The 24,805-nt window shown below is 71.7% G+C and carries 27 protein-coding genes; 21 read left to right on the forward strand and 6 right to left on the reverse strand.

What is annotated here, in order from left to right; translation table 11 throughout:
- Positions 1-134: 134 nt before the first annotated feature.
- The 7 genes from sucC to ACIBZJ_RS20195 all read left to right on the forward strand — a co-directional run bounded on the left by sucC (position 135) and on the right by ACIBZJ_RS20195 (position 6,466).
- The gene (sucC, locus tag ACIBZJ_RS20165) at positions 135-1,298 is read left to right on the forward strand and encodes an ADP-forming succinate--CoA ligase subunit beta (protein WP_395932289.1); all 1,164 of its coding nucleotides are present in this window, start codon (positions 135-137) and stop codon (positions 1,296-1,298) included.
- Position 1,299: 1 nt separating this feature from the next.
- The gene (gene sucD / locus ACIBZJ_RS20170; RefSeq protein WP_395931650.1) at positions 1,300-2,178 is read left to right on the forward strand and encodes a succinate--CoA ligase subunit alpha; all 879 of its coding nucleotides are present in this window, start codon (positions 1,300-1,302) and stop codon (positions 2,176-2,178) included.
- 37 nt (positions 2,179-2,215) lie between these two features.
- Positions 2,216-2,494 (forward strand): helix-turn-helix domain-containing protein, encoded by a 279-nt coding sequence (locus ACIBZJ_RS20175; protein WP_395931652.1) that lies wholly within the window; start codon positions 2,216-2,218, stop codon positions 2,492-2,494.
- Between the two features lie 78 nt (positions 2,495-2,572).
- Positions 2,573-3,382, forward strand: coding sequence for a hydroxypyruvate isomerase family protein (locus ACIBZJ_RS20180; protein WP_395931654.1), 810 nt, complete (start codon positions 2,573-2,575; stop codon positions 3,380-3,382).
- Positions 3,379-4,248 (forward strand): NAD(P)-dependent oxidoreductase, encoded by an 870-nt coding sequence (locus ACIBZJ_RS20185; protein WP_395931656.1) that lies wholly within the window; start codon positions 3,379-3,381, stop codon positions 4,246-4,248. Before ACIBZJ_RS20180 ends, ACIBZJ_RS20185 begins: the two co-directional genes overlap by 4 nt.
- Before the next feature lie 8 nt (positions 4,249-4,256).
- Positions 4,257-5,951 carry a glyoxylate carboligase gene (gene gcl / locus ACIBZJ_RS20190; RefSeq protein WP_395931658.1) on the forward strand — a complete coding sequence of 565 codons (1,695 nt, stop codon included), beginning with the start codon at positions 4,257-4,259 and terminating at the stop codon, positions 5,949-5,951.
- Positions 5,952-6,088: 137 nt separating this feature from the next.
- Positions 6,089-6,466, forward strand: coding sequence for a hypothetical protein (locus ACIBZJ_RS20195; protein ID WP_395931660.1), 378 nt, complete (start codon positions 6,089-6,091; stop codon positions 6,464-6,466).
- A gap of 243 nt (positions 6,467-6,709) precedes the next feature.
- Here ACIBZJ_RS20195 and ACIBZJ_RS20200 read toward each other — a convergent pair whose 3' ends face one another.
- Both ACIBZJ_RS20200 and ACIBZJ_RS20205 read right to left on the reverse strand, forming a co-directional pair.
- Positions 6,710-7,057, reverse strand: a complete 348-nt coding sequence (locus ACIBZJ_RS20200) for a TraR/DksA family transcriptional regulator (RefSeq protein ID WP_395931662.1) — start codon at positions 7,055-7,057, stop codon at positions 6,710-6,712.
- 9 nt (positions 7,058-7,066) lie between these two features.
- Positions 7,067-7,570 (reverse strand): DUF664 domain-containing protein, encoded by a 504-nt coding sequence (locus ACIBZJ_RS20205; protein WP_395931664.1) that lies wholly within the window; start codon positions 7,568-7,570, stop codon positions 7,067-7,069.
- 93 nt (positions 7,571-7,663) lie between these two features.
- On the opposite strand from ACIBZJ_RS20205, the gene ACIBZJ_RS20210 reads away from it, so the two are divergent.
- Both ACIBZJ_RS20210 and ACIBZJ_RS20215 read left to right on the forward strand, forming a co-directional pair.
- Positions 7,664-8,425 (forward strand): hypothetical protein, encoded by a 762-nt coding sequence (locus ACIBZJ_RS20210; RefSeq protein WP_395931666.1) that lies wholly within the window; start codon positions 7,664-7,666, stop codon positions 8,423-8,425.
- Between the two features lie 32 nt (positions 8,426-8,457).
- Positions 8,458-8,865: a DUF1992 domain-containing protein gene (locus tag ACIBZJ_RS20215; protein WP_395931668.1), complete on the forward strand. Its 408-nt coding sequence runs from the start codon at positions 8,458-8,460 to the stop codon at positions 8,863-8,865.
- A gap of 43 nt (positions 8,866-8,908) precedes the next feature.
- Here ACIBZJ_RS20215 and htpG read toward each other — a convergent pair whose 3' ends face one another.
- Positions 8,909-10,735: a molecular chaperone HtpG gene (gene htpG / locus ACIBZJ_RS20220; protein ID WP_395932291.1), complete on the reverse strand. Its 1,827-nt coding sequence runs from the start codon at positions 10,733-10,735 to the stop codon at positions 8,909-8,911.
- A gap of 36 nt (positions 10,736-10,771) precedes the next feature.
- Between htpG and ACIBZJ_RS20225 the strand changes: the two genes are divergently transcribed.
- The 5 genes from ACIBZJ_RS20225 to ACIBZJ_RS20245 all read left to right on the forward strand — a co-directional run bounded on the left by ACIBZJ_RS20225 (position 10,772) and on the right by ACIBZJ_RS20245 (position 15,218).
- Positions 10,772-11,416, forward strand: a complete 645-nt coding sequence (locus tag ACIBZJ_RS20225) for a TetR/AcrR family transcriptional regulator (RefSeq protein WP_395931670.1) — start codon at positions 10,772-10,774, stop codon at positions 11,414-11,416.
- Between the two features lie 103 nt (positions 11,417-11,519).
- On the forward strand, positions 11,520-12,689 hold the full coding sequence (locus tag ACIBZJ_RS20230) for a thiolase family protein (RefSeq protein WP_395931672.1): 1,170 nt from the start codon (positions 11,520-11,522) through the stop codon (positions 12,687-12,689).
- Positions 12,686-13,453, forward strand: a complete 768-nt coding sequence (locus tag ACIBZJ_RS20235) for an SDR family NAD(P)-dependent oxidoreductase (RefSeq protein ID WP_395931674.1) — start codon at positions 12,686-12,688, stop codon at positions 13,451-13,453. Before ACIBZJ_RS20230 ends, ACIBZJ_RS20235 begins: the two co-directional genes overlap by 4 nt.
- Positions 13,450-14,445 (forward strand): NAD(P)H-dependent flavin oxidoreductase, encoded by a 996-nt coding sequence (locus ACIBZJ_RS20240; protein WP_395931676.1) that lies wholly within the window; start codon positions 13,450-13,452, stop codon positions 14,443-14,445. Before ACIBZJ_RS20235 ends, ACIBZJ_RS20240 begins: the two co-directional genes overlap by 4 nt.
- Positions 14,442-15,218, forward strand: coding sequence for an enoyl-CoA hydratase (locus tag ACIBZJ_RS20245; RefSeq protein ID WP_395931678.1), 777 nt, complete (start codon positions 14,442-14,444; stop codon positions 15,216-15,218). Before ACIBZJ_RS20240 ends, ACIBZJ_RS20245 begins: the two co-directional genes overlap by 4 nt.
- A gap of 24 nt (positions 15,219-15,242) precedes the next feature.
- Here the strand turns inward: ACIBZJ_RS20245 and ACIBZJ_RS20250 are convergent, their stop codons facing one another.
- Positions 15,243-16,220: an SMP-30/gluconolactonase/LRE family protein gene (locus ACIBZJ_RS20250; RefSeq protein ID WP_395931680.1), complete on the reverse strand. Its 978-nt coding sequence runs from the start codon at positions 16,218-16,220 to the stop codon at positions 15,243-15,245.
- A 32-nt stretch (positions 16,221-16,252) separates the two neighbouring features.
- Entirely contained in the window at positions 16,253-17,230 is a 978-nt protein-coding gene (locus ACIBZJ_RS20255; RefSeq protein ID WP_395931682.1) for a zinc-binding alcohol dehydrogenase family protein, read from the reverse strand.
- A 35-nt stretch (positions 17,231-17,265) separates the two neighbouring features.
- On the opposite strand from ACIBZJ_RS20255, the gene ACIBZJ_RS20260 reads away from it, so the two are divergent.
- From ACIBZJ_RS20260 to ACIBZJ_RS20285, 6 genes are read left to right on the forward strand one after another with little or no spacing between them, the layout of a single operon-like run.
- Positions 17,266-17,979, forward strand: a complete 714-nt coding sequence (locus ACIBZJ_RS20260; RefSeq protein ID WP_395931684.1) for a TetR/AcrR family transcriptional regulator — start codon at positions 17,266-17,268, stop codon at positions 17,977-17,979.
- Positions 17,980-18,016: 37 nt separating this feature from the next.
- The gene (locus tag ACIBZJ_RS20265) at positions 18,017-18,469 is read left to right on the forward strand and encodes an Lrp/AsnC family transcriptional regulator (protein WP_395931686.1); all 453 of its coding nucleotides are present in this window, start codon (positions 18,017-18,019) and stop codon (positions 18,467-18,469) included.
- A gap of 52 nt (positions 18,470-18,521) precedes the next feature.
- A complete protein-coding gene (gene lat, locus ACIBZJ_RS20270; protein ID WP_395931688.1) occupies positions 18,522-19,853 on the forward strand; it encodes an L-lysine 6-transaminase in 1,332 nt (443 codons plus the stop codon).
- 24 nt (positions 19,854-19,877) lie between these two features.
- Positions 19,878-21,281: a 2-oxoadipate dioxygenase/decarboxylase family protein gene (locus ACIBZJ_RS20275; protein ID WP_395931690.1), complete on the forward strand. Its 1,404-nt coding sequence runs from the start codon at positions 19,878-19,880 to the stop codon at positions 21,279-21,281.
- Entirely contained in the window at positions 21,282-22,796 is a 1,515-nt protein-coding gene (locus ACIBZJ_RS20280) for an aldehyde dehydrogenase family protein (protein WP_395931692.1), read from the forward strand.
- 29 nt (positions 22,797-22,825) lie between these two features.
- Positions 22,826-23,215: a VOC family protein gene (locus ACIBZJ_RS20285; RefSeq protein ID WP_395931694.1), complete on the forward strand. Its 390-nt coding sequence runs from the start codon at positions 22,826-22,828 to the stop codon at positions 23,213-23,215.
- A gap of 6 nt (positions 23,216-23,221) precedes the next feature.
- Here the strand turns inward: ACIBZJ_RS20285 and ACIBZJ_RS20290 are convergent, their stop codons facing one another.
- Positions 23,222-24,322: a class II histone deacetylase gene (locus tag ACIBZJ_RS20290; protein ID WP_395931696.1), complete on the reverse strand. Its 1,101-nt coding sequence runs from the start codon at positions 24,320-24,322 to the stop codon at positions 23,222-23,224.
- Between the two features lie 84 nt (positions 24,323-24,406).
- On the opposite strand from ACIBZJ_RS20290, the gene ACIBZJ_RS20295 reads away from it, so the two are divergent.
- Positions 24,407-24,781 (forward strand): response regulator transcription factor, encoded by a 375-nt coding sequence (locus ACIBZJ_RS20295; protein WP_395931698.1) that lies wholly within the window; start codon positions 24,407-24,409, stop codon positions 24,779-24,781.
- The last annotated feature ends 24 nt before the right edge of the window (positions 24,782-24,805 follow it).

Below are 24,805 nucleotides of genomic sequence, written 5' to 3' on the forward strand. Positions count from 1 at the left end.
GTATGCGGCGTCCTCATGTTCCACCGGTCAACGCTGACTGTCCAGGGCAGATTGTCGACTAGCATATTGCATACAGTATGGACGCGACGTTACTCTGGTCACACTCCATCCGCACGACCCCCAGGACGGTGGCTGTGGACCTGTACGAGTACCAGGCCAGGGAACTCTTCGCGTCGCACGACGTCCCGGTGCTGCCGGGCGTCGTCGCCGAAACCGGGGAGGATGCGCGGGCCGCTGCCCTCGGCCTCGGAGGCGCGGTAGTGATCAAGGCGCAGGTGAAGACCGGCGGCCGGGGCAAGGCCGGCGGGGTCAAACTCGCGCCGCACCCCGACGAGGCGAGGCGGAAGGCCGACGACATCCTCGGAATGGACATCAAGGGCCACCGGGTCGGGAAAGTGCTCGTCACCACGGCCACCGACATCGCCGACGAGTACTACTTCTCGTACCTGCTCGACCGGGCCAACCGCACGTTCCTCGCGATGGCGTCGGTCGAGGGCGGTGTCGAGATCGAGGAGACCGCGGTCTCGAACCCCGGGGCCTTGGTCCGGATCCCGATCGACCCGCTGACCGGCGTCGACGCGGCCAAGGCCGCTCAGATCGTGTCCGCGGCCGGGCTCCCGTCCGCGTCGGCCGAGGCCGTGCAACGCCTGTGGACGACGTTCGTCGCCGAAGACGCGCTGCTGGTCGAGGTGAACCCGCTGGTCCGGGACGCCGGCGGGGCGATCGTCGCGCTCGACGGCAAGGTGACGCTGGACGACAACGCGCAGTACCGGCACCCCGGGCACGCCGGATTCCGGGATCTCGGCGCGGCCGACCCGCTGGAGGCGAAGGCACGGGCCCGGAACCTCAACTACGTCCGGCTCGACGGGCAGGTCGGCGTGATCGGCAACGGCGCCGGCCTGGTGATGTCCACGCTGGACGTCGTCGCCTACGCGGGCGAAGCCCACCGGGTGCGGCCCGCGAACTTCCTCGACCTCGGCGGCGGGGCCTCGGCCGAGGTCATGGCGAACGGGCTCGAGGTCGTGCTGTCCGACCCCGGGGTCCGCTCGGTGCTGGTGAACGTCTTCGGCGGCATCACCGCGTGCGACGCGGTGGCCGACGGCATCGTCCGGGCGTTCGCGCTGCTGCGGAGCCGCGGTGAGCCGATCGACCGCCCGGTCGTCGTCCGGCTCGACGGCAACCGCGCCGACGAGGGACGGCGGATCCTGCGGGTGGCCGCGCTGCCCGGGCTCGAACTGGTCGACACGATGGACGGCGCGGCCGCTCGCGCCGCCGAGCTCGCAGCTCAGGAGGCGTGAGATGGCGATCTGGCTGACCGAGAAGAGCCGGGTGATCGTCCAGGGGATGACCGGCGCCGAAGGCAGCAAGCACACCCGGCGGATGCTCACCGCGGGCACGACCGTCGTCGGTGGCGTGAACCCGCGGAAAGCCGGCACGAGCGTCGACTTCGACGGGGTGAAGCTGCCGGTGTTCGCCGATCTCGCCGAGGCGATGGCCGAGACCGGCGCGGACGCGACGGTGATCTTCGTGCCGCCCGCGCACACGCTGGCGGCCGGGCTGGAGGCGGTGCGGGCCGGCATCCCGCTGGCCGTCGTCATCACCGAAGGGGTGCCGGTGCACGACACCGCCTCGCTCTGGGCGCACGCGGTCGCGGCCGGGAACACGACGCGGATCATCGGGCCGAACTGCCCGGGACTGATCAGCCCGGGGAAATCGAACGCGGGCATCATCCCGGCCGACATCGCCGGCCCGGGGAAGATCGGGCTGGTGTCGAAGTCCGGCACGCTCACCTACCAGCTCATGCACGAGCTGCGTGACCTCGGGTTCTCGACCTGTGTCGGCATCGGGGGAGACCCGATCGTCGGCACCACGCACGTCGACTGCCTGCGGGCGTTCGAGGACGATCCGCAGACCGAGGCGATCGTGATGATCGGCGAGATCGGCGGCGACGCCGAGGAGCGGGCCGCGGATTTCATCGCCGAGCACGTGACCAAGCCGGTAGTCGGCTACGTCGCCGGGTTCACCGCCCCCGAGGGCAAGACGATGGGCCACGCCGGCGCCCTCGTCTCCGGCGGCTCCGGCACCGCCGACGCCAAACAGAAGGCGCTGGAAGCCGCCGGAGTCCGAGTCGGCCGCACCCCCACCGAGACCGCCGCGCTTCTCCGGGAGCAGCTCTGAACGGTAGCGTCTGATCTCCACGGCGAGGGAGTGTGCGGTGCGGTGGAACTTGCGCTGGGTCGCGGCGAACGCTGACATCTGGCGTCCCGCCGACCTGCACGCGGCGTGCCGCGCGGTGGGCTACTCGCCCTCGCTGGGCAAGGTCGCGTCCTGGTGGAACGGCCCGCCCACGGCCGTGCGCCTCGATGAGCTCGACATGATCTGTGCGGCCCTCGGCTGCCGGGTGGCCGATCTGCTGGAATCCGAGCCACCCGGCGGAGCCGAGTCCCGGGCGGCCGCCGCCCCGCCCGACGCCGGCGCGCCCACTTCGGACTGACGCGGCCCGGCCGCGTCGCGAAACTCTCCCGAACGATGGCGTTGACTGTCGCTACATACTGCATACAGAATGCAATCTATGACGGATCCCGTACGGTACGACGTCAATCTCTCGATCCTGTTCACCGAGTTGCCGCTGCTGGAACGGCCGGAGGCGGCGCGCCTGGCGGGGTTCGACGCGGTGGAGTTCTGGTGGCCGTTCGCCGAGGCCGTACCGTCCGACGTGGAGGTCGACCGGTTCGTCGGCGCGATCAGGGACGCCGGGGTCCGGCTCGTCGGCCTGAACTTCTTCGGCGGCGACCTGTCCCGCGGCGACCGGGGGGTCCTGTCCTGGCCCGGCCGTACCGGTGAGTTCCTCGACAGCGTCAGCATCGCGATCGGCATCGCCGCCCAGCTCGGCTGCCGCGCCTTCAACGCGCTCTACGGCAACCGTCTCGACGGCATCGACGCCGCCGAGCAGGACGACGTCGCCACCGAGGCGCTCGTGCTCGCCGCCCACGCGGCCTCCCGCATCGACGCCGACGTGCTGATCGAGCCGCTCTCCGGCGCACCCCGGTACCCGCTGCGCACGGCCGTCGACGCGCTCGAGGTCATCGATCGGCTGCCGGGCCGCACGAACATCCGGCTGCTCGCCGACCTCTACCACCTGGCGGTCAACGGCGACGACCTGGACACGGTGATCACCCGGCACACGTCCCGGATCGGGCACGTCCAGATCGCCGACGCCCCGGGGCGCCACCAGCCCGGCACCGGGGCGATCCGCGTCCAGCACCACCTCGCCCGCCTCGCCGCGAACGGTTACCGCGGCTGGGTCGGCCTCGAATACGCCCCTACCGGCGCCAGCGCCGACAGCTTCGGCTGGCTCACCCCCGCGGAGGTCGCACCATGAAGATCGCGTTCATCGGCTTGGGCGTCATGGGGGCGCCGATGTCCCGGCACCTCGTGAAGGCCGGGCACGACGTCGCCGGCTACGACGTCCACCCCCCGGCGGTGGAAGCGTTCGCCGCCGACGGCGGCCTCGCGGCCGCGAGCGTCCGCGAGGCGGTCGACGGCGCCGACGTCGTGATGACGATGCTGCCGAACCATCCCCAGGTCGAAGACGTGGTGCTGGGCGACCACGGCGTCCTCGACTCGGCCGGCACCGGCACCCTGCTGATCGACCTGAGCACGATCCGCCCGGAGACGTCGGCCACGATCGCGGCGAAAGCGGCCGGCCAGGGCTTCGGTGCCCTCGACGCGCCGGTCTCCGGCGGCCAGACCGGGGCCCGGCAGGCCTCGCTGTCGATCATGGTCGGTGGCGACGAGAACGACTTCGCGGCCGCCCGGCCGCTGCTCGAGACGCTGGGGACCCCGCGTCACGTCGGAGGACCGGGGGCGGGCCAGGTCGTCAAGGCCGCGAACCAGCTCGTCGTCGCGGGCATCTACGCGCTGGTCAGCGAGGCGGTCGTCCTGCTCGAGGGCTCGAACCTGAATCCCGCCACCGGCCTCGACGTCCTGGCCGGTGGGCTGGCCGGTAACCGGATCCTCGACCTCAAGCGCGAGTCGATGCTCGCCCGCGAGTTCACGCCCGGCTTCCGGATCGACCTGCACCACAAGGACATGGCGATCGTCCTCGACGCGGCCCGCCGCGCGGACGTCGCGCTGCCGGTCACCGGCCTGGTCGCGCAGCTGGTCGCGGCCGGGCGGGCGATGGGTTACGGCTCGCTCGACCACTCCGCGCTGCTGCACGTCACCGAAGCGCTCTCCGGAAGGTAGGTCCCCGCATGCCGAAGGTCCCCGCCATGCAGGCGGTCGTCGAGATCCTGAAGTCCGAGGGCGTCGACACCGTGTTCGGCTGTCCCGGCGCCGCGATCCTGCCGCTCTACGCCGCCCTGGAGGCCGACGGCGGCATCGAGCACCTCATCGTCCGCCACGAGGAGGGCGCCACCCACATGGCCGACGGCTGGTCGCGCACGACCGGCGGCGTCGGCGTCGCGATCGGCACGTCCGGGCCGGCCGGCACGAACATGATCACCGGCCTCTACACCGCTCAGGCCGATTCGATCCCGATCCTCTGCGTCACCGGCCAGGCCGTCTCGTCGAAACTGCACCAGGAGGCCTTCCAGGCCGTCGACATCGTCGAGATCGCGAAACCGGTCACGAAGTGGGCGGTCCAGGTCAAAGAGGCGGCCCAGGTCCCGTGGGTCTTCCGGCGCGCGTTCCAGATCGCGCGCGAAGGGCGTCCCGGTCCGGTGCTCGTCGACCTTCCTCTCGACGTCCAGAAAGAACTGATCGAATGGGACGCGACGATCGACGCGCCGTTGCCGGTGACGCCGGTCGTTCCGCACGCGCCGCGGGTGGAGCGCGCGCTGGACCTGCTGCTGTCCGCGCAGCGGCCGCTGATCCTCGCCGGAGGCGGGGTCATCCTGGCCGACGCGGCCGGTGACCTGCGGGAGCTGGCCGAGTACCTGCAGGTCCCGGTGCAGGTGACGCTGATGGGCAAGGGCGCGCTCGACGACGACCACGACCTGCATGCGGGGATGACCGGGATCCAGACCTCGCAGCGGTACGGCAACGCGTCGTTCCTGGAGTCCGACCTGGTGCTCGCGGTGGGCGCGCGGTTCGGCGACCGGCACACCGGCGCGCTGGACGTCTACCGGGGCGATCGGGTGTTCATCCACGTCGACGTGGAGCCGACGCAGCTCGGGAAGGTGTTCGGGCCGGATCTGGGGATCGTGTCGGACGCGGGACTGTTCCTTCGGGCGCTGCTGGACGCGGCCCGGGGCCGCATCGGGCGTCGGCAGCCGAACGGGTGGGTCACCCGGGTGCAGCACCTGCGCCGGACGCTGACCCGGCGGGAAGACTTCGACGACGTGCCGGTGAAGGCGCCACGGGTGTACCGGGAGATCAACGAGGCGTTCGGGCCGGACACGTACTTCGTGACCGCGATCGGGCTCTACCAGATCTGGGGCGGGCAGCACCAGAAGGTGCACGAGCCGCGGCGCTACCAGGTGTGCGGGCAGGCCGGGCCGCTGGGCTGGGAGATCCCGGCCGCGATCGGCGTGAAGAAGGCCGCCCCGGACGCCGAGGTCGTGGGTGTCGTCGGGGACTACTCGTTCCAGTTCCTGGTCGAAGAGCTCGCGGTGGCGGCGCAGTACAACGTGCCGTTCGTGCTGATCATGCTGAACAACGAGTACCTCGGGCTGATCCGGCAGGCGGAGCTCCCGTACGGGATGAACTACGAGGTCGACATCCACTACGACGTGGTCGGCACCGACAACGTGAAGATCATGGAGGCGTATGGCTGCTCGGGGCGGCGGGTGAGCGCGCCGGGGGAGATCCGCGAGGCGATCGACTGGGCCCGCAAAGAGGCGGCCCGGACCAGCCGTCCCGCGCTGGTCGAGGTGCTGATCGAGCGGGAGGCGAACACGCCGCACGGGGTCTCGATCGACGCGGTGAAGGAGTTCGAGCCGCACTGAGCCGTCCCGGGTGAGCAGGCGGATCCCGGCCGCGCGCGTCCGGGCCGGATGGCCTGATCGAGGGACAGGTGACCGCCGGATGTCCAATGGTTGTCGATCCGGCTACGCCGATGCGGCCGAGCTGCGACTCTGTCGCGGTGCGCAACACGTGGGAGCAGCGGAGGGCCGCCCGGCCGTGGGCGGTCCGGGGGTCGATCGCGGGCGGCCTGGTGGCGCTCGGGACCGGGGTGTTCCTGCTCGTCGTGGCGATCCTCGGCGTGACCGGCAACGAGTGCCACGGGCACGAGATGCGTCCGGACGAGATGTGCGTGCTCGACCAGGGCGGCACGATCACGCGGATCTCGGCGGCCGAGAACGCGGCCTCCAATCATCGGGTGTTCGTGCCGGTGGTCGTCGTGGGGCTCGGGTTGTCGGTGTTCGGGGCGTATCTGCTGGTCCGGCGGCTCGTCACCGCCCGGCGGCCGTCGCCGCTGCGGCGCGAGGTCATCCCGGGTGGCGGCCGCCTTCGGGCCTGAGGGCAGCGTTGCGGACGCGGTAGGGGTACACGACAGCCGGATCGAGGGTCGTCCTCACCCGTCCCACGGCCTGGGTGCGGTCGGCCGGGCCGTACTACTGGAGGCTGCCCGCGCCGCTGCGGGTTGCGGTTGCGGTTGCCGCTGCCGGACGTCGCCGCCGGGACGCCGCCACTGACGCCGCTGGCCGCCGCCACTGACGCCGCCGCCACGGACGTGGCTGCGGGTTGCCGACCGGGGCCCGCGCTAGGGGCGGGGTTTGGACGCGCAGGCGATGCAGGTGGCGGCGGACGGGCGGGCGGCCAGGCGCTCCGGGGCTATCGGGCCGCCGCACGACTCGCAGCGGCCGTAGTCACCCGCCTCGTGGCGGGCCAGCGCCCGATCGAGGTCTCCGAGACGCGCCTCGGCCGACGACAACAGGGCCGCGGTGTGGGCCCGCTCGTACGCGATCGTGGTGCCCTCGGGATCGTGCTCGTCGTCGGTCGCGACCAGCGCCGCCGCCTCGATGATGCCGTCGAGATCCCTGGCCAGCGCACTGATCTGGGCCACCGTGTCGGCGCGCTCGTCGGTCAGCGCACGGCGTACCGCGTCCACCGGCCGCCCCTACGGCAGCAGACCGCGGACGTACGCGGCCTGACCGGCGTGCTGCGCGTCGTCGTCGGCGACGCTCACCAGCCGCACGCCGAGCGTCACCGGCGGATCCCACCGGTCGTCGACGACCCGGTCGAGGTCGTCGCCCGACAGCCCGGCCAGGTACGACCGGGTCCGCGCGTGCACCGCGTCGTAGTAGTCGATCAGCGCCTGTGCGCTCTCGGCCCGCACCGCGCCGACCTCGGCCGGACCGTGCCCGTACCCGGTGTCGGACGGATCGGCCTTCCGCCCGAACCGCGCGGCCCAGTTGCCGGTGAGGTACACCTGCTCGGCGCCGAGCACCTCGGACAGGTGATGATCGTGCACCCGCGTCAGGTGCCAGACCAGCCACCCGATCGAGTTGGCCCCCTCGGACGGCGCCCACCGCAACTGCTCGGGCGTCAGCCCCTCGACGGCCGCGCGGACCTCGTCGGGAATGCGGTCGTAGGTCTCGATCAGCAACTCAGTGACGTCCACGCGACCCATTTTCCCACTTCCGCCGCGCCTAACCAGCCTTGTCCACAGGCGGTAGGCTGCGCCGCGCAGACCCGACCCACCTGGAGACGCGCGGTGCAGCCCTCAGGAGCCGACCCGTATTACCCGGCCTCCGGTGTGCCCGCCTCGCCGGGCTACCCGCCGGCCTCCGGCTTCCCGGCCGCGCCCACGACGCCGGCTTATCCACCCCCGGGCTTCCCTCCTCATGCGGACGCCGGGGCGCCCGGCACCTACGCGTCACCGGGGTACGGGTTACCGCTGCTCCCGCCACCGCCCGGCCCGCCGCCACCGCCACCGCCCAGGCCGCGGAGCCTGTTGATCCCGCTGCTCGTCGCCGGTGTCCTCGCGCTGGTCCTGGCCGTCGTCGCGTTCACCGCGGGGTACTTCACCGGAAAGCACAACCGCGAGACCACCTCCGCACGCCCGCCCCAGACCGCCACCGCTTCGTCGTCGGCGCAACCCCAGCCGTCGGCGCCGTCGGGGGCGCCCGACCCGTCCGCGGCCACGCAGCAGGGCGTCGCCGGAACCTGGAAGGGCACGTACCGGTGCAACCAGGGTGAGACCGGCTTGACGCTGACGATCAAGGGCCAGGACAGCGCGCTCACCGCGACGTTCGCGTTCTACCCGACCGCGACCAACTCCGACGTGCCCTCGGGCTCCTACCGGATGAGCGGCAACGTCACCGACGGCACGATGCGCCTGATCGGCACGGCCTGGATCAACCGGCCCGACGGCTACGGAATGGTCAACCTGACCTCGACCGGCATCGGTGCGACCCACCTGACCGGCACCGTCGAGTTCACCGGCTGCTCGACGTTCGACCTCGACCGGGCCTGAGAGCCGGAAAATTCCCGGGCAGTATGGAAGGCATGGCAGAGCGCGAACCGCCCCCGCCGACCGGCCCGATCGAGTCGTGGGTCGAGCGGCAGATCAGCGCCGCGATCGAGCGCGGCGAGTTCGACAACCTGCCCGGCGCCGGAAAGCCGATCCCGGGCATCGACGATCCGCCCGACCCGCTCTGGTGGATCAAGCAGAAGATGAAGCGCGAGAACCTCTCGGTCGTGCCGCCGTCGCTCGCCCTGCGCCGGGAAGTCGAGGACGCGCTGGACGCGGCCTACGCGGCCCGCACCGAGCAGCAGATCTGGGATCTGCTCGAGCCGATCAACACGAAGATCCGCGCCGCGATCCGGGTAGCCCCGATCGGGCCGCCGCTCAACCTGATGCCGATCGACATCGACCGCGTCGTCCGCCGCTGGGCCGAGCGCCGCACGGGCTGACGAGAGATCGGGGCCACCGGTGGCCCCGATCCGCTGCCGTCACTCAGAGCGTCTTCGCCAGGCGGTCGGCCAGCAGCCGGGAGAAGCGCGCCGGGTCGGTGAGGTCGCCGCCCTCCGCCAGCAGGGCCATCCCGTACAGCAGCTCGGCGGTGTCGGGGAGCGCCGGGTCGTCGGCGGCACGGGCGTACGCGTCGCGCAGACCGACCACCAGCGGGTGCTCCGGGTTGAGCTCCAGGATTCGCTTGATCGGGGGCAGCGGCTGACCCATCGCGCGGTACATCTTCTCCAGCGTGGGCGTCAGGTCGTCGGCGTCACCGACGACGCAGGCCGGTGAGGAGACCAGCCGCGACGACAGCCGGACCTCCTTCACGGACTCCGACAACGTCTCGGTCATCCACGACAGCAGCGTGCCGAACGCGCCCGGCTCCGGCGGGGCCGACCCCAGGTCGACCGCGCCCTTCGCCACCGACTTGAGCGGGATCCCGTCGTACTCGGTGACCTGGTCGGTCCACACCTCGTCGATCGGGTCGGTGAGGATCAGCACCTCGTACCCCTTGGCCCGGAACGCCTCCAGGTGCGGCGAGTTCTCGATCGTCGCCCGGGAGTCGCCGGTCAGGTAGTAGATCTCGGTCTGCCCCTCGGGCCGCCGTTCCACGTACTCCCGCAGCGTGGTCAGCGCGGTGGAGTCCGCGGTCGAGGAGAACGAGAGCAGGTCGAGGATCGCCTCTTGGTTCGCGGAGTCTTCCAGCAGGCCTTCCTTGAACGCCCGCCCGAACTCGGTCCAGAACGTCTGGTACTTCTCCGGCGGAAGCTCGCGCAGGGTGCCGAGCACCTTCTTCACCAGCCGCCGTCGCACGGCCTGGATCTGCCGGTCCTGCTGCAGGATCTCCCGCGACACGTTCAGCGACAGGTCCGCGGCGTCCACGACGCCCTTGACGAACCGCAGGTACTGCGGAATCAGCGCCTCGCAGTCGGCCATGATGAACACGCGCTTGACGTAGAGCTGCACGCCCCTCGCGGCGTCCCGGGTGTAGAGGTCGAACGGCGCCCGCGCGGGCAGGAACAGCAGCGCCTCGTACTCGAACGCTCCTTCGGCCTTCATGTGGACGACCTCGAGCGGGTCGGTCCAGTCGTGGGCGACGTGCTTGTAGAACTCGTGGTACTCGGCCTCGGTGACCTCGCTGCGCGGCCGGGCCCACAGCGCCTTCATCGAGTTGAGCGTCTCGCCGTCGAGACGAATGGGCCAGGCGATGAAGTCCGAGTACTTCTTGACGATGCTGGTCAGCACGGCCGGGTCGGAATAGTCATGAAGCTGGTCGTCGGGGTCGGCCGGTTTGAGAGCCAGTGTCACTGCGGTGCCCTGCGGAGCGTCGGCCTCGTCGTCGATCGTGTACGTGCCTTCGCCGGTCGACTGCCACCGGGTACCGGTGGTCTCGCCCGCTTTGCGGGTCACCAGCGTGACCTGGTCAGCCACCATGAACGAGGAGTAGAACCCGACGCCGAACTGACCGATGAGGGCAGCGTTCTGGTCGGCCTCGCGCAGCTGACGCAGCATCTCGGCGGTACCCGACTTCGCGATCGTGCCGATCAGCGAGACGACCTCGTCGCGGGTCATGCCGATGCCGTTGTCGCGGACGGTCAGCGTGCGGGCCTCCCGGTCGACGGCGAGCTCGAGGTGCAGATCGGACCGATCGACGTCGAGGTCGGAATCGGTCAGGCTCTCGATGCGGAGTTTGTCCAGCGCATCGGAGCCGTTCGAAATCAGTTCGCGCAGAAAGATGTCCTTGTTCGAGTAGATCGAATGGATCATCAGCTGCATGAGCTGCCGGGTCTCGGCCTGGAACTCCAACGTCTCGGTCACGCGCGCAATCCTAGGACGACGGCCGCGGCTCGTATGCTCGACCGCATGTCGAGTTCGCCGGACGCCACCACCGCCGATGCGACGGCCGGTGGCACCGCGCGTCGCCCGCAAGCCGAGCGGAGCCAGGAAACCCGCTTGCGCATCCTCGACGCGGCGGTGGAGTTGCTGGTCGAAGGCGGTTACACCCGGACGAACACGCTGGCGATCCAGGCCAAGGCCGGGGTGTCGCGGGGCCGGCTGCTGCACCAGTTCCCGTCCAAGGAAGAGCTGCTGGTGGCGGCCGCGCACCACGTCTGGGCCCGGCAGGGCGAGGGCGGCGGGCGGGCGCCGCTGCCGACCGAGCCGGCCGCGCGCATCGACGCGGTCGTCGAGGGGCTGTGGAAGTCGTTCAACGAGCCGGTGTTCTGGGCCGCGACCGAGCTCTGGGTCGCGTCCCGCACGGAACCGGCGCTGGCCGAGGTGATCCGTCCGGCCGAGCGCCGGCTGGGCCGGGAGATCTGGGCCTCGCTCGACGCGCTGTTCGGCCCGGAGCTGTCCGCGCATCCGCTCTACCCGGTCGTGCGCCACACGTTGTTCACCAGCATGCGCGGGGTGGCCCTGGCCTATGCGTTCGACCAGCGGGACCCGACCACGGAGCCGAGCCTCAACAGCTGGAAGCAGCTGGCGAAAGAGATCCTCCTCACGAAGTGAGGGCAATTTCCGGTCGGCCTTGACTGTTTCTTCTGCTCGCGGCGAGACTCGGACGTGGCAAGGGCGCCGCAGCGGTGCCCACGGGCAGGCCTGGAGGGCACCTGTGACTGACGCGGTGATCGTAGAAGCCATCCGAACCCCGGCCGGGAAGGGCAAGCCCGGCGGCGCGCTGTCCGGCGTTCACCCCACCGACCTGCTCGCGGGTGTGCTGAGTGCGCTGGTCGAGCGCACCGGGATCGACCCGGCCCAGATCGACGACGTCATCGGCGGCTGTGTCGGCCAGGCCGGTGAGCAGGCCGTGAACATCACCCGGAACGCGGTGCTCGCGGCCGGGCTGCCCGAGTCGATTCCGGCCACCACCGTGGACCGGCAGTGCGGCTCCAGCCAGCAGGCCGCCCACTTCGCCGCGCAGGGCGTGATCGCCGGCGCGTACGACGTGGTGATCGCCTGCGGCGTCGAGTCGATGAGCCGGGTCCCGATGGGCACCTCGACGATGGGTCAGGACCCGTTCGGTGTCGCGCTCGCGCAGCGCTACTCCGAGGGTCTGGTCAACCAGGGTGTCTCGGCCGAGCTGATCGCGGCCAAGTGGAAGTTCGGCCGCGAGGCGCTGGACGAGTACTCGGAGCGGTCCCATGCGCTGGCCGCGGCGGCGATCGCCGAGGGCGCGTTCGACCGCGAGATCGTCGCGGTGGGGGAACACTCGGCCGACGAGACGGTCCGGGGCGGCACGACCGTCGAGAAGCTGGCCGGGCTCAAGCCCAGTTTCTACGACGAGGCGCTCGCCCGGCGGTTCCCGGAGGTCAACTGGAGCATCACGCCGGGCAACTCGTCCCCGCTGACCGACGGTGCCTCCGCGGTGCTGATCATGTCCGCGGAGAAGGCGGCGGCGCTGGGCCTGCGCCCGCGGGCCCGGTTCCACTCGTTCTCCGTGGTCGGAGACGACCCGCTGCTGATGCTGACCGGTCCGATCCCGGCGACGCGCAAGGTGCTGGCGAAGGCCGGTCTGAGCATCGACGACATCGACGCCTACGAGGTCAACGAGGCGTTCGCGCCGGTGCCGCTGGCCTGGGCGCACGAGCTGGGCGCCGACCCGGCCAAGCTCAACCCGCGCGGTGGTGCGATCGCGCTCGGGCACGCGCTCGGCTCCTCCGGGACGCGGCTGCTCACGACGCTGGTGAACTACCTCGAGGACACCGGAGGCCGCTACGGCCTGCAGACCATGTGCGAAGGCGGCGGCATGGCCAACGCCACCGTCATCGAGCGGCTGTCGTGAAGTTCTCCGCCAACGACGTCGCGCTGGTCACCGGCGGGGCGTCCGGGCTGGGCCACGCGACCGCCGAGAAGCTCGTCGCCGACGGGGCCCGGGTCGTCGTCTTCGACCTGCCCCGCTCGGACGGGGCGGCGGTGGCCTCGAAGCTCGGCGACGCGGCGACGTTCGTCCCCGGCGACGTGACGTCCGAGGCCGACGTGGCCGCGGCCGTCGCGGCCGCCTCCGAGCAGGGCACGCTGCGGGTCGCGGTGAACTGCGCCGGCATCGGCAACGCGCACAAGACCGTCGGCAAGGACGGTTCGCCGTTCCCGCTCGACGGGTTCACCAAGGTCATCCAGGTCAACCTGATCGGCACGTTCAACGTGATCCGGCTGGCCGCCGCGGCGATCGCCCGGGCCGAGGAGGTCGACGGCGAGCGCGGCGTCCTCGTCAGCACCGCGTCGGTCGCGGCGTTCGAGGGTCAGATCGGCCAGGCCGCGTACTCGGCGTCCAAGGGCGGGATCGTCGGCATGACCCTGCCGATCGCCCGCGACCTGGCGTCGTTGAAGATCCGGGTGTGCACGATCGCGCCCGGGCTGTTCGACACGCCGCTGCTCGGTAGCCTGCCCGACAACGTCCGTGACGCCCTGGGTGCCCAGGTGCCGCACCCGTCGCGGCTCGGCGCCCCGACCGAGTACGGGCTGCTGGCCTCGCAGATCATCGCCAACCCGATGCTCAACGGCGAGGTCATCCGGCTCGACGGCGCGATCCGGATGAGCCCGCGGTGAGCGTCCTGAACACCCGCTTCACCGAGACGTTCGGCGTCGAGCACCCGGTCGTCCAGGGCGGTATGCAGTGGGTGGGCCGGGCCGAGCTCGCCGCGGCGGTCTCCGAGGCCGGAGGGCTCGGCCTGATCACCGCGCTGACCCAGCCGACGCCGGCCGACCTCGTCCGCGAGATCGAGAAGGCCCGGAAGCTGACCGACAAGCCGTTCGGCGTGAACCTCACGATCCTGCCGGCGATCAACCCGCCGCCGTACGACGAGTACCGGCGGGCGATCGTGGACTCCGGTATCCGGATCGTGGAGACGGCGGGGTCGAACCCCGAGCCGCACATGGGGCTCTTCAAAGAGCACGGCGTCAAGGTGCTGCACAAGTGCACCAGCGTGCGGCACGCGCTGAAGGCGCAGCGGATCGGCGTCGACGCGGTGTCGATCGACGGGTTCGAGTGCGCGGGGCACCCGGGGGAAGACGACATCCCGGGGCTGGTGCTGATACCGGCCGCGGCCGACCGGCTGACGATTCCGTTCATCGCGTCCGGTGGGTTCGGGGACGCGCGCGGGCTGGTCGCGGCGCTGGCGCTGGGCGCCGACGGCATCAACATGGGCAGCCGGTTCATGTGCACGGTGGAGTCGCCGATCTCTCCCGCGGTCAAGCAGGCGATCGTGGACGCCGACGAGCGTGACACCGAGCTGATCTTCCGTCCGCTCCGCAACACCGCCCGGGTCGCGAAGAACTCGGTGTCGACCGAGGTCGTGCGGATTCTGGCATCGGGCGGGGAGTTCGCCGACGTCCGTGACCTGGTGGCGGGCGCGCGGGGGCGGCTGGTCTACGAGAACGGCGACGTCGAGGCCGGGGTCTGGTCGGTGGGCATGGTGCAGGGCATCATCCATGACGTCCCGACGGCAGGTGATCTCGTCCGTCGGATCGTCGACGAGGCGGCCTCGATCATCCGCGGTCGGCTGACCGGGCTTCTCGCTCCTGCGAAGGTGTCCCCATGACCGACATCGAAGTCGCGCGCGACGGCGCGGTACTGACGATCGCGCTCAACCGGCCCGACCGGCTGAACTCCGTCACGACCGGGGTGCTCGACGACCTCGCGGACCTGATCGAGGAGACGGCCGCCGACGCCTCGGTGCGGGTGATCGTGCTGGCCGGCAACGGTCGCGCGTTCAGCTCCGGTGCGGATCTGAAGGGCGGGGCCGCGGCAGCGAACGGGCGCCCCGGCACCGACACGATCCTGGCCGCCAACCGGGTCGTCCGGGCGTTGCGGGACGCACGCCAGCCGACGGTCGCGGCGGTGCACGGACCGGCGGTGGGCGTCGGCTGCTCGCTGGCGCTCGCCTGCGACCTGGTGCTGGCCTCGTCGAACGCCTACTTCCTGCTGTCGTTCACCAGCATCGGTCTGATGCCCGACGGCGGGGCGACCGCGCTGGTGCCGACGTCGATCGGCCGCGCCCGGGCGATGGCGATGGCGCTGGTGCCGGAGCGGATTCCGGCGGCCGAGGCGCTGGCCTGGGGGCTGATCTACAGGATGGTGGACGCCGGGGAGCTCGAGGCCTCGCTGAAGGCGTTGACCGAGCGGCTCGCGACCGGGGCGCCGCTGGCGTTGGCGGCGACCAAGCGGGCGGTGAACGCGTCGACGCTGACCGGGTTGGAACCGGCTCTGGGGCGCGAGTTGGAGGGGCAGGGGCACCTGCTGCAGACGTCCGACCTGGCGGAGGCCGTCGTGGCGTTCGCGGAGAAGCGTCCGCCGAAGTTCACCGGAACCTGAGGCGGCCCGGCCCGGCCCGGCGGCTCAGGGCAGGGGGATGGATACCGCGGTGTAAGCGGTGGTGGGCGTCGGGGCGGTCGTGAAGCGGGCGTTCGGGGTGTAGAGACGGTCGCGATAGACCGCGAGCGTCGTCGGGACGTCGAAGCGGGTGTCGGTGATCGTCCCGCTGAGCGCGGCGGTCCGGCCGTTCAGGGTCAGCGCCACGATCGTGTTCAGCCGGTTCCGGACGACGAACAGCGTCTGTCCGATCCGGAGCAGTCCGTCGCCGTCGGTGAGCGGGTGGGCGGCGCCGTCGCTGGTGACCCGGATCTGCGTCGCGACGCCTTTCTGGTCGACGGTGAACAGCTTCCCGGTCGTCGACTGGACGATGATCAGGTTCTTGCCGTCCGGCGTCCGGGTGATGCCGTTGGCATTGTTGCCTTCGGCCGTGTAGGTGATGTCGCCGGTCAGCGGGATCGTCGTGACGTCCCGCCGGCCGGGGGCACGGTGCTGCGGGAGCGCCACCCGGTAGAGCTGCGGTTGACGCGAATCGGTGAAGTAGGCCGCCGACGGGGTCAGCACGACGTCGTTGACGAACGTGTCGGTCGCGGTGGTGAACGTGAGCGCGGCGATCGTCGTGCCGGTGGCCGTGTCGACCACCCGGCCGTTGCCCGCGGAGCCGCCGGCGACGAACAGGCGGCCGCGGCCGTCGATCTTCAGGCCGGCCGACGGTGTGCCGGGCCCTTGCGCGAGGACCTCGGACTTCCCGCTGGTGAGGTCGACCCGCACGAGGTCGCCGTCGGCGAGCGAGCCGAAATAGGCGACCGGAGACTTCCCGATCGCGATGCCCTCGGGCCGGAAGCCGTCGGGCAGCCGGTAGGTGGTCGGTAGCGAGACCGGCCGGGTGATCGGGGTGGACGCAGACGCGGGTGCCGCGGCGGCGGGTGCGGTGGACGCCGTGGCCGCGACACCGATGAGCAGTGCGGCGGCGAGTGCGGTCTTCCTGAACGTGATGGCAGCCATGAGCTCACGAAACTACTACAAATTCGTGTAGTTCAGGGGGTCAGCAGCACTCGGCCGTGCTGCCTCCGGGCGTCCAGGATCCGATGTGCCTCCGCGGCCTCGGTGAGCGGAAGGCGGGTGTGGACGTGATTGCGGAGCCGGCCGTGGACCAGTAGCTCGGCGAGTTCCTCGAGCTCGGCGCGGACGGTGTCCGGCTCGGCGGCCCGGCGCCCGAGGATCGAGTAGGCGAGCGCCGACCGGAGCGGGAACAGACCGGAGACCGGAATCCCGACCAGCTCGCCGCCGGCCGCGCCGTAGACGACGACCCGCCCGTGCGGCGCGAGCAGGTCGAGTGTGTGGCGCAGGACGTCGCCGCCGTTCGCGTCCAGTGCGAGGTCGACGCCGTCCGGAGCCGTGGCCCGGACCTGCGCGGGCCAGTCGTCCGACCGGTAGTTGATCGCGGCGTCCGCGCCGCACTCCCGCGCGAACGCGAGCTTGGCCTCCGACCCGGCCGTCGCGATCACGGTTCCGGCGCCGAGCAGCCGCGCCAGCTGGACGATCAGGTGGCCGATGCCGCCGGCCGCCGCATGCACGAGCACGGTGTCACCGGGTGCGAGGCGCCCGACGCGCAGCGCCCCCAGTGCGACCGGCGCGGACGTCGGCAACGCGCTGGCCGCGCCGTCGTCCAGACCGTCGGGTACCGGCACGAGCCAACCGGCGTCGGCCACGCTGTAGTCGGCGAACGCGCCGACGGCGACGAGCGCCGCGACCCGGCGTCCGCGCAGGCCGGGGCCGACGTCCGGGCCGGTCGAGTCGACGACCCCGACGACGTCGCCGCCGGGGGAGCCGGGCAGCGGGCGGGCGAACAGCGGGCCGCTGGACGGCCCGATCCGGAACCGCGTGTCGACGAAGTTCGCGCCGATCGCCTCGGCGCGGATCCGGACCTGCCCCGGGCCGGGCTCCGGGATCGCGGCGTCCTCGATCCGCAGAACCTCGGGTCCGCCGTACTCGGTGTAGTGGACGCGACGCATGCGAGCCTCCTCGCTAAACTGGACCGGCGGTCAAGATGAGACCGTACTGGACCGGCGGTCAAGTTAGAAGCGGGAGCGTTGTGGAGCCGAGACGCGAGCGGGCCGATGCGGCCCGGAACCGGACCGCGATCCTCCGGGCCACCGAGGCGCTGCTGGCGCGCCAACGCCCGGAGACGATCTCGATGGAGCTGGTAGCGGCCGAGGCCGGCGTCGGGAAAGGGACGGTCTTTCATCGCTTCGGCAGCCGGATGGGGCTGATGCTGGCGCTCGTGCAGGAGCGGGCGCTGGCGCTCCGCGAGGCCGTCGACTACGGCCCGCCGCCGTTGGGTCCCGGCGCGCCCCCGGCCGACCGTCTGATGGCCTTTCTGGACGCCGTGGTGGACGTGATCGCCCGCAACAAGAACCTGCTCGCGGCGCTGGGTCACGCCGAGACGGTGGCCCCCCACGACGAGAAGACGCTGGCTCGGCACCCGGTCTACGGCTTCTGGCATTCGCACGTGGCGGGCCTGCTCGCCGCCGCGCCCGCCCTGGCGGGACCCGCAGCGAGCGTCGGCACGGCGGTCGCGGATCAAACGGTGCCGGAACCGGACGCGGAGACGCTCGCGCATCTGCTGCTGGCCTCGCTGCGCAGCGGACCGGTGCTGGACCTGCTGGAGTCGGGCCGGACCGGACGGGTCAAGGCCGGGCTGCGTGCGCTGGCCCGCGGCGCCCTGGCCGCGGTCCGGCCGGACCCGCGCTACCCCAGTTGACCGGTCGGCCTCCGGCGCCTGGTGATATGACCAGGGTGTGACCTCGCCACTCGAAGATGACGTCGATCGCCTGCTCGTCACGCTGCTCGCCGCCGACGGCCGGGCCACGCTCTCGACGCTCGCGTCCGCGGCCGGGTTGTCGGTCTCCGCGACCCAGGCGCGGGTGCGCCGCCTGGAGCAGCGCGCGGTCATCCGCGGCTACGCGGCCGACGTCGACCCGGAAGCGCTCGGGCTGCCGCTCGCCGCGTTCGTGTCGATCACGCCCCTCGACCCGGCCCAGCCCGACGACGCCCCGGGCCGCCTGGCCGAGCTCGACGCGGTCGAGGCCTGCTACTCGGTTGCCGGCGACGAGAGCTACCTGCTGCTGGTCCGAGTCCCGACCCCGCGCGATCTGGACGACCTCCTGACCGAGATCCGCCAGGTGGCCAACGTCCGTACGCGGACCACAGTTGTCCTACAAACGTTCTACGAAAAGCGCCCTCGCCCGTAAAATTTCCGGTTGGACCGTTGTGAAACCGTAAAGATCGTCTTAGCGTTGAGTCATGACTCAGATCGTGGATTCCTCGCAGGCGGTCCGAGCAGGTACCGTGCACGCCGTCATCGGCGAGCACCTGCTGGCCGACGGATTCGACCTCGTACTCGACCTCGACGCCTCCCACGGCTCGACGCTCGTCGACGCGCGTGACGGCCACGAGTACCTCGACCTCTTCACGTTCTTCGCGTCCTCGGCGCTGGGGATGAACCACCCGGCGCTCGTCGGCGACGAGAACTTCCGCGCCGACCTGCTGCGGGCCGCGATAAACAAGCCCAGCAACTCCGACATCTACACGGTCGAGATGGCCCGGTTCGTCGACACGTTCGCCGAGGTCCTCGGCGACGAGCGCCTGCCGCACCTGTTCTTCATCGAAGGCGGCGGCCTCGCGGTCGAGAACGCGCTCAAGGTCGCGTTCGACTGGAAGAGCCGCTGGAACGAAGCCCACGGCCTCGACCCCGCGCTCGGCACCCGCATCCTGCACCTGGAGCACGCGTTCCACGGACGCACCGGCTACACGATGTCGCTGACGAACACCGACCCGAACAAGGTCGCGCGCTTCCCGAAGTTCGACTGGCCGCGGATCCCGGCGCCGTACCTCCGGGAGGGCATCGACATCGAGGCCGCCGAAGCAGCGTCGCTGGCCGCCGCCCGGGCCGCGTTCGAGGCGCACCCCCACGACATCGCGGCCGCGATCATGGAGCCGATCCAGGGCGAAGGCGGTGACCACCACTTCCGCCCCGAGTTCGTCCGGGCGCTGCGCGACCTGTGCCACGAGTACGACGCGCTGTTCGTCGTCGACGAGGTGCAGACCGGCGTCGGCCTCACCGGCACGAACTGGGCCTTCCAGCAGCTGGACGTCGTCCCGGACGTCGTCGCGTTCGGCAAGAAGACGCAGGTCTGCGGCATCATGGCCGGCGGTCGCGTCGACGAGGTCGCCGACAACGTGTTCACGGTCGGCTCCCGGATCAACTCCACCTGGGGCGGCAACCTCACCGACATGGTGCGGGCCCGCCGGATCCTCGAGGTCGTCCGCGACGAGAAGCTCGTCTCCCGCGCCGCGTCCCTCGGCGAACTGCTCCAGACTTCTCTGCGGACGCTCGGCCAGAAGCACTCCGGGGCGACCGACGTGCGCGGCCGCGGGCTGATGTGCGCGTTCACGCTCCCCGACACCGAGACCCGTGACGCGCTGCTCGAGGGGCTGCGTCTCGACGAGAGCGTGCTGGCGCTCGGCTGCGGAACCCGGAGCGTCCGCTTCCGTCCGGCCCTCACGATCAGCGAGGCTGAGCTGGAGGCCGGTGTCGCCGCGATCGATCGGGTACTGACCCGGCTCGAGGCGTAGTAGGCAGTTACGGGAGGCGCAGCAGTGCAGCAGTGGGAGCTTCGGGCGGCGTTCGCCCGCTCGCTGTCGGACATGTACGGGCAGGAGGTCCCGGCGTACACCACGCTCCTGCGGGTGTCGGCCGAGGTCAACGCCGACGTGCTGGCGAAGGACGGCGCGGCCGCGGAGCGTCTCGGCAGCATCGGCCGGGTCACCGCCGAGCGGCACGGCGCGATCCGGGTCGGGACGCCCGGGGAGTTGCGGCAGGTCGGTCAGATCTTCGCCGGGTTCGGGATGCACCCGGTCGGGTTCTACGACCTCCGGGACGCCTCGGCGAGCTCGGTACCGGTGGTGTCGACGGCGTTCCGCCCGACCGACGCCGCCGAACTGGCCCGCAATCCGTTCCGGGTGTTCACGTCGGTGCTGGTCACCGACGACCGGCGGTTCTTCCCGGCCGAACTGCAGAAGCGGCTGGAGACGTTCCTCGGCCGGCGGACGCTGTTCCCGGCCCGGGTCCTCGAACTGGCCGCGCGGGCTTCGGCCGACGGGGAGCTCCCGGCCGACGATGCCGCGGAGCTGCTGGCCGGGGCCACGGAGTGCTTCGCGCTGTCGCGGGAGCCGATCGACCGGGGCTGGTACGACGAGCTGGCGCGCATCTCCGCGGTGGCCGCCGACATCGGCGGGGTGACGTCCACGCACATCAACCACCTCACACCGCGGGTGCTCGACATCGACGAGCTCTACCGGCGGATGAGCGATCTCGGCGTGGAGATGATCGACGAGATCCAGGGCCCGCCGGCCTGGGAGGGCCCGGACGTCCTCCTCCGCCAGACGTCGTTCCGGGCCCTGGCCGAGCCCCGGGTCTTCACCGACGGCCCGGGTGAGCTGCGCGTCCGCTTCGGTGAGGTCGAGGCGCGCGGTATCGCCCTGACCGCCGCCGGCCGGGCACTCTACGACCGGCTCCTGGCCGAGGTCGATACCCTCCGGGCCGCGTCCGGCCGCCCGCGCACCGAGGTGGCCGCCGAGGTCTGGAGCGAGCACCTCCCGCGGACCGAGGACGAACTCGACCGCCGCGGCCTCGGCGCGTTCACCTACCGGGCGGCCCCGGACGCCGCCGCCCGCCTCCGCGAGCTGCCCGGCCGGCCCGCGGCGGAAGCGACGACCGGCCGGCCCGCGGCGCCGGCGACGAGGCCGGACGTGCACGCGCTCGTCGCGGCGGGCGTGGTGGTCCGGGCGCCGATCGTGTACGAGGACTTCCTGCCGCGCTCGGCGGCCGGAATCTTCCAGTCCAATCTGACCGACGCCGGTACGCGCGACGATGCGCTCGCCGGTACCGAGCGCGATCTCGGCTGGATGAGCGACGCGCTCGGCCGGGACGTCGCTGACCCCATCGTCCGCAACGACGAATTGACGCGCGCCTCGCTGACGGCGCTGAACCTGGAGGCGTAAGTGACCCCCGATGAGCTACGGGACAACGCGCGGAGCGCGCTCAAGGCCTGTGGCGTGGCGGACGCCGCGCTGACCGGACCGCTGCCGGTCCGGACGCCGCTGACCGGCGACGAGCTTCTCACCGTCCACGAGGCCGACGCCGCCGAGACCGAGGCCGCGGTCGCCGCTGCCCACGCCGCCTACCTCCGGTGGCGGGTCGTGCCCGCACCGGTCCGCGGCGCGCTGGTGAAGACGCTCGGCCGCTTGATCGGCGAGCACAAGGACGAGCTGGCCACGCTGGTCACGCTGGAGGCGGGCAAGATCCGCTCCGAGGCGCTCGGCGAGGTCCAGGAGATGATCGACGTCTGCGACTTCGCGGTCGGTCTGTCCCGGCAGCTCTACGGCCGGACGATGCCGTCCGAGCGCCCCGGCCACCGGCTGATGGAGACCTGGCACCCGATCGGCGTGGTCGGCGTGATCTCCGCGTTCAACTTCCCGGTGGCGGTGTGGTCGTGGAACACCGCGATCGCGCTGGTCTGCGGTGACGCCGTGGTGTGGAAGCCGTCCGAGAAGACGCCGCTGACCGCGCTGGCCTGCTCCGCGCTGCTGGACCGGGCGATCGCCGAACACGAGGCGCCGGCCGACCTGCACCGCGTGGTGATCGGCGCGCGCGCGGTCGGCGAGGCGCTCGTCGACTCGCCGTTGGTGCCGCTGGTCAGCGCGACCGGCTCGACCCGGATGGGCCGCGAGGTCGGTCCGCGGGTCGCGGCCCGGTTCGGCCGCAGCCTGCTGGAGCTCGGCGGCAACAACGCCGCGGTCGTCACGCCGTCGGCCGACCTCGACCTGACCACCCGCGCGGTCGTGTTCGCCGCCGCCGGTACCGCCGGGCAGCGCTGCACGACGCTGCGGCGGCTGATCGTCCACTCGTCGGTGGTGGAGCCGTTGCTCGAGAAGCTGACTGCGGCCTACCGCAAGCTCCCGATCGGGTCGCCGCTCGACCCGGGCACGCTCGTCGGGCCGCTGGTCGACGAAGCGGCATTCCGCGCGATGGGCTCCGCGCTGGATGCGGCCCGCGCCGACGGTGGCGAGGTGCTCGTCGGGGGCGGACGCCGGGAGTTCGCCGGTGCCGACGCCGCGTACTACGCCGAGCCGGCCATCGTGACCATGCCGTCGCAGACGGAGGTCGTACGGACGGAGACGTTCGCGCCGATCCTGTACGTGCTGACGTACGAGACGTTCGACGAGGCGATCGCGCTGCACAACGACGTGCCGCAGGGTCTCTCCTCGGGGGTCTTCACCCGCGACCAGCAGGAGGCGGAACGGTTCCTGGCCGCCGACGGGGCCGACTGCGGGATCGTGAACGTGAACATCGGGACGTCCGGCGCCGAGATCGGCGGGGCGTTCGGCGGCGAGAAGGAGACCGGTGGCGGACGGGAGTCCGGGTCGGACTCCTGGAAGGCGTACATGCGCCGGGCGACGAACACCGTGAACGCGTCGGGCCGGCTGTTGCTCGCCCAGGACGTGTCGTTCGTGTAGTCGTGGCGGCAGGGATCGGGAGGGGACACATGGAAGGCTCGCTGGAGGTCGTGATCCTGCCGGTGCGGGACGTCGACGAGTCGAAGCGGTTCTACGCCGAGCGGCTCGGGTTCACCGTCGACCTCGACCTGGGCGAGGGCGACGGGCGGTTCGTGCAGCTCACGGCACCGGGCTCGGGGTGCTCGGTGCAGCTGAAGCCGGGCCTCGAGACCGGCGGCCGACCGGCGCTGCTGTTCGTGGTCGCCGACGTCGACGCGGCCCGCGCGGAGCTGGCCGAGGCCGGCGTGGCGGTCAGCCCGGTGCAGCACTTCGAGGGTGCGGACCGCGTGGACGGCCGCGGCGGCCGGTGGAACTCGTTCGTGTTCTTCGACGATCCCGACGGCTATCCGTGGACGCTCCAGGAGCGTCCCGCGGAGTGAAGGCGGTCACCGCGGCACCCGCGGCACCACGGCCGCGGCGGCGGTGACCGCCTCGGCCTGGTGCGGCCGCAGGCGGCCGTCGTAGTTCTCCACGATCGGCAGGTACGGGTCCACCACCTCGGTCCGGACGCCACTGAGCTGCTCGAGCACCGCCAGTCCGCAGAACGGTACGGCGAACGGCGAGTAGCCGCCTTCGTGGGCCAGTACCAGCCGCCCGTCGCAGTGCCGGTCGGCGGCGTCCAGAACCCGGCGGGCCATCTCGCGGTAGGACTCCGAGTGCAGCATCTGGCGGGCCAGCGGGTCGAAGCCGTTCGCGTCGAACCCGCTCGCGACCAGGATGAGGCCGGGTTCGAACCGGTTGATGGCCGGGATCACCACCTGGTCGAAGGCCGCGCGGTAGGCACCGTCGCCGGAGCCCGGCGGCAGCGGGACGTTGATCGTGGTGCCTTCGGCGCCCGGGCCGCCGATGTCGGTGACCGGGCCCGACCGCGGCGGGTAGGCGCCGTCCTGGTGGATCGAGATCGCGAGGACCGACGGGTCGTCCCAGAACGTGTCCTGGGTGCCGTTGCCGTGGTGGACGTCCCAGTCGACGATCGCGATGCGGTCGATGCCGAGGGTGGCCCGGGCGTGTCCGGCCGCGATCGCGACGTTGTTGAACAGGCAGAAGCCGCGGCCATGGGCCGGCGTGGCGTGGTGGCCGGGTGGGCGGACCAGCGCGTACGCGTTCGTGGTGCGGCCTCCGACCACGGATTCGACCGCGGCCAGCACGCCACCGGCCGAGAGCCGGGCGATGTCGTAGGAGAACTCGCCGAACGGCGTGCCGCCACCGAGGTTGCCGCCGCCGGCGTCGGCCCGGGCCTCGACGTATTCGACGTAGGCCGGGTCGTGGACGCGGGTGAGTTCCTCGACGGTCGCGTGGCGCGGCTCGATCGGGGTGAGGTGGGGGAGCAGCCCGGAGGCGGCCACCAGGTTCGCGAACCGGCGCTTGGCCCTGGGGTTCTCGATGTGCTCCATCGGTTCCACCCACCGGCTCACCGGCAGCGGGCCGCCCGCCGTGCCGGTGTCGTGCCAGTAGTAGCGCTCGTGCGTGACCCAGCCGGTTGTCATGCGACGACTATGCGACGACGTCGGCGCCCCGCGCCTCAGAAGGCGACCGGGGGCGCCGATGAAAGGGGGGATCGAGGGGGCGGAATGGCGCGGTTGCTGGTGGTGGAGGATGAAGGGGATCTGCGGGACCTGCTGGTCCATCGGTTCAAGGCGGCCGGGCACTACGTGGTCCCGGTGGCGACCGCGGGGGCGGCGATCCGTGCGCTCGAGGCCCAGGACGCCGCGCCGGACGCCGCTGTCCTGGACGTCGACCTGCCCGGTACGGACGGCGTCGAGTTGCTGGAGGAGCTGCGGCGGGTCCATCCGGGGCTGCCTGCGCTGTTCGTCACGGTGTTGTCGGGCGGCTCGCTGCTCGGGCGGATGAAGGCGACCGGCTGTCCGTACCTGACCAAGCCGTTCGCCGCCAAGGACCTGCACGCCGCCGTCGACGGGCTGTTGCGCGCGAAACCGGTGCTCTGAGTCTTACCCTGCGGTCGAGGATCA

Origin of the sequence: Cryptosporangium sp. NPDC051539, from assembly GCF_044454545.1 — a bacterium.
Lineage (GTDB): Bacteria > Actinomycetota > Actinomycetes > Mycobacteriales > Cryptosporangiaceae > Cryptosporangium.